The sequence below is a fragment of the Mucilaginibacter sp. P4_A11 genome, from assembly GCF_056402535.1.
On the sequence record NZ_JBFUHE010000006.1, the window covers coordinates 199778 to 213877 of the forward strand.

The 14100-nt window shown below is 42.1% G+C and carries 9 protein-coding genes; 3 read left to right on the forward strand and 6 right to left on the reverse strand.

Annotation, left to right across the window (positions count from 1 at the left end):
* Positions 1-33 precede the first annotated feature (33 nt).
* Positions 34-918: a hypothetical protein gene (locus tag AC1DUD_RS13815; protein ID WP_477375260.1), complete on the forward strand. Its 885-nt coding sequence runs from the start codon at positions 34-36 to the stop codon at positions 916-918.
* A 354-nt stretch (positions 919-1272) separates the two neighbouring features.
* Here AC1DUD_RS13815 and AC1DUD_RS13820 read toward each other — a convergent pair whose 3' ends face one another.
* The 6 genes from AC1DUD_RS13820 to AC1DUD_RS13845 form a co-directional block, all read right to left on the reverse strand.
* Positions 1273-2175: a VOC family protein gene (locus tag AC1DUD_RS13820; protein WP_477375261.1), complete on the reverse strand. Its 903-nt coding sequence runs from the start codon at positions 2173-2175 to the stop codon at positions 1273-1275.
* Positions 2176-2657: 482 nt separating this feature from the next.
* Entirely contained in the window at positions 2658-3242 is a 585-nt protein-coding gene (locus AC1DUD_RS13825; RefSeq protein WP_477375262.1) for an RNA polymerase sigma factor, read from the reverse strand.
* A gap of 255 nt (positions 3243-3497) precedes the next feature.
* Complete coding sequence (locus tag AC1DUD_RS13830; protein ID WP_477375263.1) at positions 3498-7604, reverse strand: hybrid sensor histidine kinase/response regulator; 4107 nt, start codon at positions 7602-7604, stop codon at positions 3498-3500.
* Positions 7605-7703: 99 nt separating this feature from the next.
* The gene (locus tag AC1DUD_RS13835; protein ID WP_477375264.1) at positions 7704-7883 is read right to left on the reverse strand and encodes a hypothetical protein; all 180 of its coding nucleotides are present in this window, start codon (positions 7881-7883) and stop codon (positions 7704-7706) included.
* Positions 7884-8147: 264 nt separating this feature from the next.
* Positions 8148-9173: a substrate-binding domain-containing protein gene (locus AC1DUD_RS13840; protein WP_477375265.1), complete on the reverse strand. Its 1026-nt coding sequence runs from the start codon at positions 9171-9173 to the stop codon at positions 8148-8150.
* On the reverse strand, positions 9173-11053 hold the full coding sequence (locus tag AC1DUD_RS13845; RefSeq protein WP_477375266.1) for a glycoside hydrolase family 97 protein: 1881 nt from the start codon (positions 11051-11053) through the stop codon (positions 9173-9175). Before AC1DUD_RS13845 ends, AC1DUD_RS13840 begins: the two co-directional genes overlap by 1 nt.
* A gap of 203 nt (positions 11054-11256) precedes the next feature.
* Here AC1DUD_RS13845 and AC1DUD_RS13850 point away from each other — a divergent pair, with 203 nt between their 5' ends.
* Together AC1DUD_RS13850 and AC1DUD_RS13855 are read left to right on the forward strand one after the other, a co-directional pair.
* On the forward strand, positions 11257-12741 hold the full coding sequence (locus AC1DUD_RS13850) for a glycosyl hydrolase family 28 protein (protein WP_477375267.1): 1485 nt from the start codon (positions 11257-11259) through the stop codon (positions 12739-12741).
* A 53-nt stretch (positions 12742-12794) separates the two neighbouring features.
* On the forward strand, positions 12795-13817 hold the full coding sequence (locus tag AC1DUD_RS13855; RefSeq protein WP_477375268.1) for a family 43 glycosylhydrolase: 1023 nt from the start codon (positions 12795-12797) through the stop codon (positions 13815-13817).
* Positions 13818-14100 lie beyond the last annotated feature (283 nt).

Consider the following 14100-nt stretch of genomic DNA (forward strand, 5'->3'; position numbering starts at 1 on the left):
GAGGTAGAATCATAAAATTTATTATATTCAGCTATGATAAATCCGAAATGGACCGCCACTAAAAAAGAGGTTACCATTAATGCAGAAGGTAATGAAATACCTGAAAAAATCACTTATGAGAAAGTCCAAAAAAATTGGCTGGATTTAGTTATAAAAATCATTGGCGCTTTTGCGATTTTCATTCCCCTATTGCTCATCTACCTTCAAAAAAACAATGAAATCGAACTTGAAACAGCGAGAAATCGCTCGGACTTATACACTGCTATTTTAACCGACCTACAAATAATAACTGATAATTATGACTATTCAAAAAAATTCGAATCAGCAATTGAAAATATTCAATTTAAATATACCACCAAAGTGCATCTTATAAAAGACGATAGACTAAATGCTGTTTATATTGATATTGTCCACTCTGCTCAATTACAAGATTTCCTCTTGAGTTATGTAAATCTTTGTAGGCAATTATTTAAAGACAGGACGGACAATATAGATAACGCGATTGAAATTAGGAGATATATTTCCAGGCATAACGATAAAAAAACAGACAAAGCTATTGTCGAAACAAAAAAGTGTAAGGACGTACTTATAAAAGAAATCAATGAATTAATTTCAGGTGTTAGAAAATTGCAAGATTATGGCTGGGATGACAGAAAGCGTTCGGGCATCAAATTCTATCGTGACACTTTAATGGAAATTTCTAACCGTTCAATAGTTGAAATGTCTTATTTAAAGGACTGTTTAGAGTTAAATGATGAGAAATCGATAAATAAATATATAGAAATTCGTTACCCTGTTAAACCGCTCCCTGATATAGGTGATTTGATTTACCCTATTAGTTTACAGGCGAGAAATAACGCTAATAAAATTGACGATTTCAAAAAGAAATTTGAGGAACGTTTACTGGAATTGTTATAATTCCGATTCAAAACAAAAGTCAATTTTCAGTCCCGCCGGGTACTCTGCGAGTTTAAGTTAACCCATAAAACTTACCAACCTTAATTTCCCCAGGAGGCACCGTCGCAAAAAAGCACTTCTTTAGGTATATAAACATGTGACCCGGCCGAGACTGGCAATGTTTTATAATAGTTAGTATACCTGACCTGCCATTCGGTCTCAGAGAGGCATCATGTTTATAGACAAAATTTGAAAATAGTGGACTCTGGAAAACCCTCCTAATTGCAAACTTGGTTAACAGGCGCTGTTTTGTGCATATTTTGATTTATAGGTTAACTTAAATCTGCGAGAGATCCTGATGGGAGAGTGAATTAATTACTCACCACCATAGGCCCGCTGCAGGGTTACGATGTCAACTTTCTTCATCGTCATAAAAACTTGTGTAACCCGCTCAATCTGTTCAGGGCTGCCATTTTTAAGCGCATCGAGCATGACGGTGGAGGCCACCTGCCATGATACGCCGTATTTATCCTTTAACCAACCGCTTTGCCTTGCTTCGCCACCTGCCGAAAGTGCCGACCAGTAGTAATCGATCTCTTCCTGGGTTTCACAAGGGATCAATAACGACACAGCATCATTAAAATTGAAACCATGCTGGTGCGCACTATCCATAGCGGCAAGCCAGGTTTTATCAATGTAAAAATCAGCGAACATAAGTGTACCTGCTTTATCCGGCCCCATATCTTCCGGGCGGGGTGCCGTGTTGCCGCGTTGGCTATCTTTAAACACAGAACAATAAAAATCGATCGCCTCATCGGCTTTACCCGCCATAGGCTCAGTAAACAACAACGAAGGAACAATCACAGGCCTGTCCTCACCAGTAGGATCGGTCAGGATGAGCTGCCAGGATACGCAGTATTTGTCTTCAACCCAGCCGTAACGTTTGCTGAAAGGATAACTATCCAATGGCATCATTACTTTCCCTTTTTCGATTAGCTTATTCCAAATTTCGTCGATATTTTGGGCTGCATCCGGATTTCGCGAGGGATCAAAATTGATCATAAAGGAAATGGATGGATTGATACCAAGCTTATGCCCGGAACTGATCCCGAAGAACGGCTGGCCGGCTATAGTAAAATCTACTACTTCACATTGGCCACCGGCCATTGGGAAGTGATTGGCATAATTGATGGCAGAATCAGGCATGAATGATGTGTAGAATTCAGCTGCTTGTTTTGCATCCTGGTCGAACCCGAGGTGTGGTTTGATGGGTAACATAGGTAAATAATTTTGGTGTTGGATATAAAGTTAAAACTCGTAAGCGTTAATTGTTTTATAGTATATCAATTAACTACCTCAAAATTAAAGAGGTTTTTGATGCAGCGTAGTGGCATTCGGGACATTTTAAGGGGTGTATTTGCGACAGGATTTAACACGCTATATCCTTCATTCAGGATTTCCGGGTAATTTTAGCTAACTCGTAAATCTGTCAACCTGAATTTCAATAGAGCCGCTACTGAGCCAAAACGTACTTCATAGGGCCCTGTCCCGCTGGGATCAACAATATTTTATAATATGATAGGTGTTGCTGTCATACATCCGGCCCGAAGATGCAACATGTTTATAGATAAGATTTAAGAAATAGTGGCTCTATCGTAATTTCCTGATCAATAGTCCGCTTTTCGAGCGCTGCTTAGCGAATATTTAGATTTATTGGTAGATTAAATCTGTGACAAATCCTGATGGAACGGGAGTATTATTTATGAAAGCACTAACTCCCTTGTGTCTATCTTATTGTTTTCTGAAAGTTTAACACGCAATTGATTAATTCCCCGGTGCACGTGATTAACTACAGATTGGTATTGTAAACCCGTTACCTCGGCAATCTGGTCATAATTCCAGTTATCGAAATACCTTAAAAAGATCATCTCTTTTTGACGTCTTGGCAATGTATTCAGCGCAATCGCAAGCATCCGTTTCACTTCTATCCCGGTTTCTTCCGAAACAAGCACATCTTCTCTCGAAAAAACAATATCAATATCGTGACTTGCAGATAAGCCTACAAATTCGGGCCGGGAAGCTTTTAAAAAATTGATGGCAAGTGAGCGTGCTGATTTAAAGAAATAGTATTTAACATTCTTGATGGGCCCTAATGTTATCCTGCGCTCCCACAATTTAATAAAAAGCTCCTGCAAAACATCCTGGGCAGTGTCCTCATCTTTGATTATTTTATAGAGGTAGAAATACAAACCGGAATACAATTCATCATGTATTCTGCCAAAAGATTTGACATTTCCATCAAGGGCTTCATCCCACCATTTAGTTAGCTGGTTGCAATTGTTCATATTGGCTTTTAAAACTGGTTTATCGTTGATCCTGGTCGTTACCGACTTTAGGAACCCAGGGCATAAAGACCGATTTACATAATCGATTAAGTAAGTTTGCCCGTGGTTCTTATAATTGGTTTATAAAAGCTAATATGAACAGATTTTATTCAGCAGATGGGACTCAAACTGGTCATTTATGCGGTGCAAATTCGGCATTCCATCAATTTACTCAATTGATTAAGCAAGAATAAATAAAATACAAATAACTAATTATCAATTAATTATATTATTTCTTTTCTTAAACACAGGCCTTTTTTGCTTAAGAAAATCTGAAGGGTTAGCGCCGAACAGTTTGTAAAACTGATCGCGGAAGTATTTGATGCTGTTAAAGCCCGTTTCAATGGCTACTTCGTTTACGTTCATATCCGATTGGATCAGTAGCTCAGCTGCCTTTCTGAGGCGGATGTAGCGTATGAAACTGTTAACCGTGTGTCCAGACAGGGACTTAATTTTACGGTAAAGATTTGAATGGCTCATGCCTATTTCTGAGGCCAGTACTTTGATGGTGAAGTTCTCATCGGTAATGTGCTGCTCAACAATCTGGATACATTTTTCCAAAAAGAGCTTATACTCATCCGAAATAGTAACGTTAACCGATTTCAGGGTAATTGTATTATAAAAATAGCTTTGAAGGTTACTCCTGTTTTGCAGCAGATTGGCAATGCGGGCAACCAGCACACCCTTATCAAATGGCTTGGAAATATAATCATCGGCACCGCTTTCCAGCCCTTTGATCTTGTTTTCGGCTGATGAGCTGGCTGTTAGCAAAATCATCGGGATATAACTCAATTGCTGATCCTGTTTAATGGTTGAGCAAAGCTCAATACCATTTAACCCCGGCATCATAACATCGCAAATAATAAGATCCGGTTGTTTTTCTTTTGCTTTCTGTAAACCGGCTAAACCATTTTCTGCCTCGTAAACCCTGTAGCGGCTTTCAAGGATTGAACAAATGTAAGCGCGGATCTCGCTATCATCATCAATGATCAGGATCCTTTGCTTGTCGGTAAAAATTTGCTCTGCTTCAAAATCAATATCACTAATTAGTGGAGTTTCAGGTAGCATCGGCTGCTCTTCTACCATTTCGCGGAGCAGGGGCGATAGATCAGAAGCATCAGCAGCAACCATATCAGGTGGATAATGAGCTGTACCCTTTAACAGGGTTAAACAAAAATCAGAGCCTTTACCCGGCTCACTTTCAAACAATAATGAACCGCCGTGATCATTGGTAAACTGTCGGGCCAGGAATAAGCCGATCCCAAACCCTCCTTTTGCCGCCAGGCCCTGAGCATTTGCCCTGTAAAACTTTTCGAAGATATGCTTACTTATTTCGGGAGGTATTCCCGGCCCCCTGTCAATCACATTGATCATCACCACGTTTGGTTCCGATCTCAGGCCAACGCAAACAGCCTTCCCGGCTGGTGTATATTTAATTGCATTGGATATGAGGTTAAATAAGATGATTTCAATCTTTTCCCTGTCTCCGTAAATCAATACCGGTTCTTCAGGCATGTTTAGTTCAAAGCTGATACCCGAAAGCCTGGCCTGCTGTACAAAACAAAGAAACACCTCCCGGCAAACAAGGGTAATGTCCATTGGCGCGATTTGGAGGGCCCCGGAGCCTGCATCTGCCTTACGAAACAAGAGCAACTGATCAACAAGACTTAACAGGCGCCTTGAATTGCGATAAACAATATTAAGCTCGGCCCGGTTTTCGGGACTGATTTTTGCGAGCAAATCCCTTAGTGGATTAATGATCAGCGAAAGGGGGGTACGAAATTCGTGCGAAACGCCTGTAAAAAACTCAACACGCCGGTCATTCAGCTCTCGTTCTTTTTCCTGCAGATCGCGCTGATGTGCGGCGGCGGCGTTAGCCAGTTGTACCTCATATTTAAGTCGAGTTTCCCGGAATTTATAACGCAGGTACCAGTAAACAACGCCTGCAAGTAGCATCGTATAAATCAGATATGCCCAAATGGTACCATACCAGGGAGGCAAAATAACGATATGAAGATGGATTTCCCGGCTGATCCATTGTCCCTCGGCATTGGTGCAGTTAATTTTCAATGTATATGTACCGGGGGATAAACGCGTGTAAAGCGCATTACGCTGCCGTCCTGCATTGATCCAGCCCCTGTCCCAACCCTGAAGCATATAACGGTAACCGATCCTGTCCTGCGCGGTAAACTCAATAGCGGCGAAACTGAAGGCTATCGATGCCTGATCGTAAGGAATCTCAAGCGATTGAATAGTATTACCCTCACCGGTTTTAACGTACTTCGGATAGTTGCTTACTGGTTTATTGTTGATTTTAATATCGGTTATGACCATATTGGGCTCATCATGCAAGGGCAGGATCGCCTGCGGATGAAACAAGGTAAGGCCATTGATCCCCCCAAACGCAAGCTGGCCGTTATGAAGTCCCAATGCCGCATTAAAATTAAATTCGTTACTTGCCAGGCCATCACTTTCAAAAAAATTAGTAAAACTGGTGGTTTTAGGGTCAAAACGGCAAAGCCCATTGTAGGTGCTCAGCCACAAACGCCTGTGCTGATCTTGAAGAATAGCCAACACAGTATTATTACTAAGACCACTACTGGTGGTATAGCGACGGGTTACTTTTTCCTTTGATGCTGAAAAATACAACAGCCCGGCTTCCGTACCCAGCCACATGTCTCCATTATTAGCTTTGTATATTGATCGTACTGCTTTACCTGCCGGATAAAATTTACGTGTGTTGTTCTTCAGTTCAATTTTGTAAACGCCCTCAAAATTTCCTGCCCAAAGGTTTCCAAAATGATCTTCACCCATCGACAGGATGTTGGTAAGTGCTGCATCATATAACCGGAACTGGTTGCTACGCTTATCGTACAGAAACAATCCGTCCTGTAATCCGCTGGCCCAAAGGTTTCCTGAATGATCCGGGTACAGGCACCAAAATACAATACGGCTGGCAACTCCTCTCCTGTCAATGCCCCTAAATACGGTAAATGTATTGGAGCCTGGCTGATAAAGGTCAATACCACCGCCATATGTTGCAATCCAGATCCTGCCGTCTTTGTCACCCGTAATGCTGGTTACAAAATTTGAGCTCAATGTACCGGGATGTGAGGCATCATGACGAAAATTAGTAAAGCGATTTGCCCTCCTGTCCCAAATGCTCAACCCGCCACCGTCTGTGCCTATCCAAAGTCTGCCATCGGGGGCCTCATATAACGACTTAACAAAGTTGCTGATAAGACTATTTGTATTCAGGTTGTCATGCCTTACATTTATAAAACGTTCCTTCACTTCATCAATTACATTCACCCCTCCCCGCAGCGTCCCTATCCACTTTCTGCCGTCACGGTCTAAAAACAAAGCGTAAACCGCATCACTTGAAAGCGAGTGATCATCGCTCCCCGCAGGCAGATAGCTGATCTTGTCGCGTCTTTTATCCAGGATCTGGATGCCGCCGCCGTCTGTACTTACCCAAAGAGTACTATCAGGCATTATTTGCAGGCTTGTTATCCTGCCCGATTTGAAAGGCCCGTTAAATTCATCCAAAAGGCGGTCATATTGGTTCAATCGGAGATCATAATGGTGCAAGCCCAGGGTTGTGCCTATCCACAAACCGTTATCTTCGGGGTAGATACACGTAGCGCCGGTAACCGAAGCATTTAGCAATTTCAAACTTCCGGCTGCAATATCATAAGTAAAAAGGCCCGTACCACCAATGAGCAGGTAAACCTGATTATCCTGGCCAACATACAAAGCGTTAACGTTGTAGTTCCATATAGCTTTGCCATTAGTATGGTATGGTATAACACGGCCTGTCCGTTTGCCCTTATCCATAACAATGAGGCCATTGCTTAGGGTAGCAATAAAAATATGGCCCGCACGGTCTTTTTTTATATCCCCGATAAAAGAAGTGACCGGTGTTGCCTTATTACCGGACCAGGTTGCATATGCCGGAGAAAACTCCTCTGTTACCGGGTTTAGGATACTTACGCCCTGGCGGGTACCAACCCATAAATTATTGGCGGCATCCTCTGCAATGCAGTTAATGAAATTATGAATAATTGAATGTTGTTTTTCGGGCTGGTTCCGGTAAATACGGAAATCATAGCCGTCAAAGCGGTTCAGGCCGTCATACGTACCAAACCACATATAGCCTGAATGATCCTGGAAAACACATCGTACCTCGCTGTTGGAAAGCCCTTCCTTTAAGCCGATCCGCTGAATTTTGGGTAGTGCTGACGTTGTGCCGCTGCTATATAATATAAGCACCGCTATAATAATTACGCAGCACCAGGGCGCAACTGCTTTAAATGGCTGCATAAACAAGGGGGCCGGTTGTTGAATATTGCTCAATTTGATTATATATGCGGCGAAGCATTGGGTTAGCGCCGAAAAGCCAGCCCCATAGGGCTTATTTTATTATTCCTGACGCTTCTTTTTAGGTTGCTGGTTTATTTTTTGAACAATTGAATCCCAACTTTTTTTGATGGTTTGTTCGTCTATTTCCGGTTTTTTTATCTGAAATAGCTCTGAGGGTTCCGCTTCGTTCCGCTTTTTTTTCATAAATCGATATACTATCATTTCTGCGCCCTGTAGCATTTTATTCAAAACAAAAATATAACTATCTAACAATTAATGAACATGTAATATAATTGTACTTCAACCATGTAATATAATTGTACTTCAACCAATCAACCCTCCAATTTAACTGCGATCTTTTCCTTAACAAAAAGGGCTTCCTTTCAGAAGCCTTATTATAACCAACTTAATTAAAACCGAACGGTTTATTAGGGGAGAGTTACAACAAAGACACTATTCGGTGCATTTTAATACTCATCTTCCCGGCATTTTTTTTCAGATAAACTATACCGGCAACCTTGCCGACGAATCCCTGATGATCAACCTCGTTTTCAATAATATATTTTGCGAATCGATCATATGATTATCCTGAAGTTCTTCCAATAAGATCTTTGTAACCCTGAGCCCGATCTCTTTAATGGGTTGGGCAACGGCGGTTATAGCCGGATTAAAGAGTGCAAAATTATTAATATCGTCAAACACAGCAACGCCAATATCTTTGGCAATTATCAAACCCAGTTCCTTCAGGGCCTGCAGGCCGCTTAATGCAAGATAGTTGGTTGAAAAAAAAATGGCGTCTATATCCCTTTTGCTTTTCAGCAAATTTTTAAGGCCTTGTATTGTTTTTTGAGCATCTTCATTATAGATAATTTCCTTTAGCGTTGGCGGCAACCCATGTTTTTGGAGAGCTGCCATGTAACCGTTAACCCTTTCGTTCATCTGATCCTGCCCGGCTGTAAGTGTAACCATGGCAATGTTCCGAAAGCCGTTATCTATCAAATGCAAAACAGCGGCCTCGCTACCTCGAAAGTTATCGACAAGTACTTTGGAGCACTGCAAATCAGGCGGAGCGCGGTCGAATACTACAACCGGATAACCTTCATTTATAAGTTGGTTAATATCTTCTTCCAAACCGGCGGTGGGCGCCAGGATGTAACCATCTACCTGGTAATTTCTAAAGGTTTGCAGCAAATCCCGGGCAATAACAGTGGAGTTTTCAGAACTGCCATAAATAACGCGGTAGTTTTCTTTGTAGATATGCTCTTCCACAACCCTGGCAATGGCCGAAAAAAAAGGATCACTGATATCTTCCACAATCATCCCTACCGTTTTGCTTTTCCCTGTCCGCAGACTGGCCGCCAGCCGGTTAGGTTGATAACCAACCTTTTCAACAAACCTCAGTATTTTATTTTCCAGCGCCACGCTGATGCCATACTGCCTAGCCTTGCCGTTAAGAACATAGGAAACAGATGCTTCTGACACATTTAATGCACCGGCAATATCTTTTAATGCCAATTTTTTTGCCATCATTACTTTTCCTCAGGTCTTAAAATAACGGCCTGGCCTCCCTTCGCGTCCAAACCGACAACAAAAGGATCGTTACGTTTGAGTTTAAATTGTTTTACCTGTATGCCGCCCTGCCCGTCATCTTCATAAATAGTAGTAATATATATTTGATCTTTTTCCAGGAAATCGAGTTTGAAGGCCCCTCCCCATTTGCGAAGGCCGGCAGCACTGCCCAGGTACCAGGTACGTCCTTTACGGCGGGCTACAGTAATGCCCTCACCTATTTCGCCCTGTACATATTTGCTTTCATCCCATACCGTGGGTACATATTTAAAAAAATCAATATCTGCCTCATCCTGATAATCCTGCGACTGGCCATACCAGAAAATTGCCTGAAGCGGATCAAAATATACTATAGTCAGGGCCATTTGCTGGGCTTTACTTACCAGGACGTTTTTGCCATAATTATTCACCTTATTGGGATAGCAGAAAGTAAAGTCTGCAGGGCCGGCCAGGTAGCGTGTAAATGGCAATACTGTATTATGAAAAGCATCAGGACTGTTCTCATCGCCCCTGATCCCTTCCTGGCTAAGCACATATGGGTACCGGCGACTCAAACCTGTAGGTTTATAATGATCGTGAATGTTAAGCAACATACCATAATCATTTACTTTTTTCATGGCCGAATCAAGCCAGGCAAGGCCTTTCTGCGTACCACCATCAACAAAGCCGAATTTCAGCCCGCTAACGCCCCACTTTTTGTAAAGCGGCAATATCGTATCTAACTTAGCTTTGAGCCCTACATAATTAACATATAAAATTACGCCAATACCTTTTTGCTTGGCATGAGCAATAATATCAGGTAAATGAAAATCCGGTAAGTATTTGGTTGGATCAGAAATAGTCCTGAATTCGGCACCGTACCAACCTGCATCAACCAAAATGTATTGAAAATTCATTTTTCCAGCAAAATCAATTCCATTCAAGGCCCCCTGCGTGTTGATAGGTACCCGGAACACTTTTCCGGGTTTTACATAATTGGGAACTTCATTACTGAGTGGTTTAACCAGCTTAAGATTAAGCTGACTAAAAGCATGCAAACCAATAGCGGTACTGCTGCAGCTGATAGTTCGCCATGGAGTATTGAGGCTATCCGGGAACTGGATCAATGTATCCTTGCGAATGGCCTGTGCTCGGTGGTCCCGGTATATGGTATCTGTATAAAATTGCAATGCCAAACTATTGGGCAGGTTGCCCCTAACCAATACACATTTGGTATAACTGCGGTTATCGGCTTCCCCGATACTTACATAAGATCCTGTTGCGGTCAGCGTTGAAGGCAGGTCGCTGGTTCCGGGCAATGAATCTACCCTAAGCGGTCGGAAAACAGATTCTTCATGATACTGGTAAATACGATAACTTTCTGCAAGGTTAAACTCGGTAAGCTCCAACTTAAGCTGTGCAATACGATCTCCAAGCTTGTTACAGGCATATCTGAACGCCAGGCTCCCGTTATATACCCTTGCAATTACATCATAATTACCACTCTCTGAGGTACAATGAAGTGTGAGCTCGTTACAGTGGTTTACCAAACTGGCGTCTTCTCCAAGTGGCCACAAAACTTTTTCGTTGATTTCTTTTGGGGTGGTTGTCTTTACGGTAATCCCTTCAACCAATGAATAACCAGTAGTTTCAATACCCAAACGCGACCAGTTAATAATAAGCCGTGTATCGAAAATTAACCGGTAATAAAGCCGCCCCCGCTCATCCAATGAAAATTGCGCCCGGGTATGGCCATCCGGCGAATAAAGCAGAGCAACAACTTTTTGTTTTGCAAGCGCAGCATTACAATTAAGGAAAACAAAGGCTAAAAAAAAGATAAAAAAAAGGTATTTCTTCTTCATTGTTCAGAATCGGGGATAACTACAGTAATAAAGACAACTAATACTATTAAATATACTCAAAGGGACAAACGATTTGCATAAATGATTAAAGGACCCAATATAAATCCTCACGATATCCAACAAACGCACTTATTTTTTCAGTATAGTTTTTGAGTATGGCTGCCCGTCTTCATTGTCTTACACTATACATTATAAAAACCTCTATGAACAAATTCCTGGTAATGGCATGTGCAATCGTATTTCTACTAAAAACAGTTAAAGCAGAAATCATAACCTATAAAGCGCCCGAAAGTAGTTTAGTCAATCATTCGATTAAAGTAGATTTACGACAGGGCAAAGGCAACTGGATTCCGTTAGGTGTATACCAAGCCGATGTTGCAGCCCGTTTTGACGCGCAGCGCGCTATTAAAAAAACCACCTTTACTTATTTTGATTGCTCCGGTTCAGTAAGGCTGCGGGTTAAACTAAACCAGGGGGCCATCAAAGATGTGAGGATCAGGCCGACAGCTTACGGCATCAGGCCCGAGGTTAAGGATAACGTCATTGAATTTGAGCTAAGCCCCTCACAATATGTTTCATTGGAGATAAACGGAAATATTTTTGAAAACCTGCAGGTTTTTGCAAATTCCATAGAAACCAGCCATCCCGTAAAAAGCGATGCTCAAACAGTTTACTTTGGCCCTGGTGTCCATAAAATTGGCCGGATGCTGGTCCCTTCTGGTAAAACTGTTTATATAGCCGGTGGTGCTATTGTTGAAGGTTCATTTGTAATAGATCATGCGGAGAATGTTAAGATCCGCGGCCGCGGCATTCTTACACAGCACTCTGTACAAAACGACAGCAGCCCACTCAATAAACCTGCTGATACGCTGTCCAAATTCAGGAATGACCATTTGATCATTCAATACAGTAATAATATAAGTGTTGATGGCATCATAGAGATACCAACGGGTTATTCTATTTTGATGGGTGAATCAAAACATGTAAGCATAAGTAACTTCAAAGCTTTTAGTGCTACCGGCAACGCCGACGGTATCGATATATTTTGCAGCCAGGATATTAAGCTCGATCACATATACATGCGAAATTCTGACGATTGTATCGCTATCTATGGCCATCGCTGGAACTACTATGGAAATACATCCGATATTACAATCAATAATGCCATTTTATGGGCAGATGTAGCCCACCCGGTACTTATAGGCACACATGGCGATACCGACCATCCTGACACTTTACAGAATATCCGGGTTCAAAATATGACGGTGATGGACCACCATGAAAACCAACTTGATTACCAGGGCTGCATAGCACTTAATGCCGGCGACAGCAACCTGATCAGGAACACCAGTTTTGAGAATGTGGAGATCGAAGACATCCGCAAGGGGCAATTGTTTAATTTAAGAGTTATGTATAACCGGAAATATAACACCTCTCCGGGGATGGGAATCGAGAATATATTGTTCAAAAATGTTAATTATAACGGAAAGCAGGCAAATATGTCTGTTATAGCAGGTTACGATGATAAGCACATGATCAGGAACATTATATTTGAAAACTTGAAGATAAACGGTACGCTGATTTTTGATAACATGCCAGGCAAACCCGGCTTTTATAAAACAGGCGATATGGCCAATATCTTTGTCGGCGAACATGTGGAGGGAATACAATTCGTACAAAAGGATTGAGCAGGATCAAATTGCCCCCCTATCATCAAAGCATTGGTTAGATAATTATGGAAATGAAATTAAAAACTGTAGTTGCAAAATACCTGACATTGTTCTTGTTTGGCTGTTTAATATTTGAAGGTGCGTTTGCCCAACACAATCAGGGAATACCCGCCCCTAAGCCTTTATTTCGTGACCCTTTGTATGACGGGGCTGCCGATCCAACCATAATCTGGAACCGCAGTGAAAAGAAATGGTTTATGTTTTATACCAATCGCCGGGCTAATGACACCACTATTCACGGTGTGGCCTGGGTGCACGGCACACGCATCGGCATTGCCGAATCTGAAGATGGTGCCAACTGGAAATACCGTGACACCGCCGATATTAGCTACCGCCCCGATGCGGGCTACACCTTTTGGGCACCGGAAGTGGTAGATCATAAAGGGTTGTACCACATGTACCTCACCTATGTTCCGGGAATATTTACCGATTGGAACCATCCGCGCATCATTATCCATCTTACCAGCAAAAACCTGGTAAACTGGAAATATGAGTCGACACTAAAACTGGTGAACGAAAAGGTAATAGACCCTTGCGTAATGCAATTGCCTGACGGTACCTGGCGCATGTGGTATAATAATGAAGTTGACCATAAATCGATCTATTTTGCTGATAGCCCCGACCTTTACCACTGGACCGATGGGGCTAAAGCCGTGTTCGATCAGCCCGGCGAGGGGCCTAAAGTTTTCAGGTGGAAAAACAAATATTGGATGATCACCGATGTTTGGAAGGGGCTTGCAGTTTATTCTTCAGCCAATTTGAAAAACTGGGACAGGCAACAGGGCGGTAATCTTCTTGCAATACCAGGTAACGGTAAGGACGATGGCGCCATTGGTCAACATTGTGATGTAATTATAACACCTAAGGACCGCGCCTATATTTTTTACTTTGTACATCCCATCCATGGCGATGGTGCCGGTAATATCACCAGGCATGACAAGCAACGCAGCAGCTTACAAGTAGCCGAACTAAGGTTAGCTGACGGTAAACTAACTTGCAACAGAAATGAAACAGCTAATGTTGATTTGAGGTAGAATGTAAAACAAAATTTGCGTCTGTTGTACTGATCTTCTCCCCGGCGGCCATAGCCTTAACTTAAGGAATAAAAAAGGGATTATGCAATTCTCTCTTGAGTTGGGCTAAAGACCTATCCATCTTCCCATAATACCCACCTGCATAAAGCAGCTTATTCCAAGCACTTTAGGCCAAAAACTTCAACACAAAAATTAAAAAAATCACGGGTTACTGTGAGTATCATTTGCAGTAGTCATTGTCTTTGGTGTGTCCGATTATAAAACTGTTCATTCCTCGTCCTGA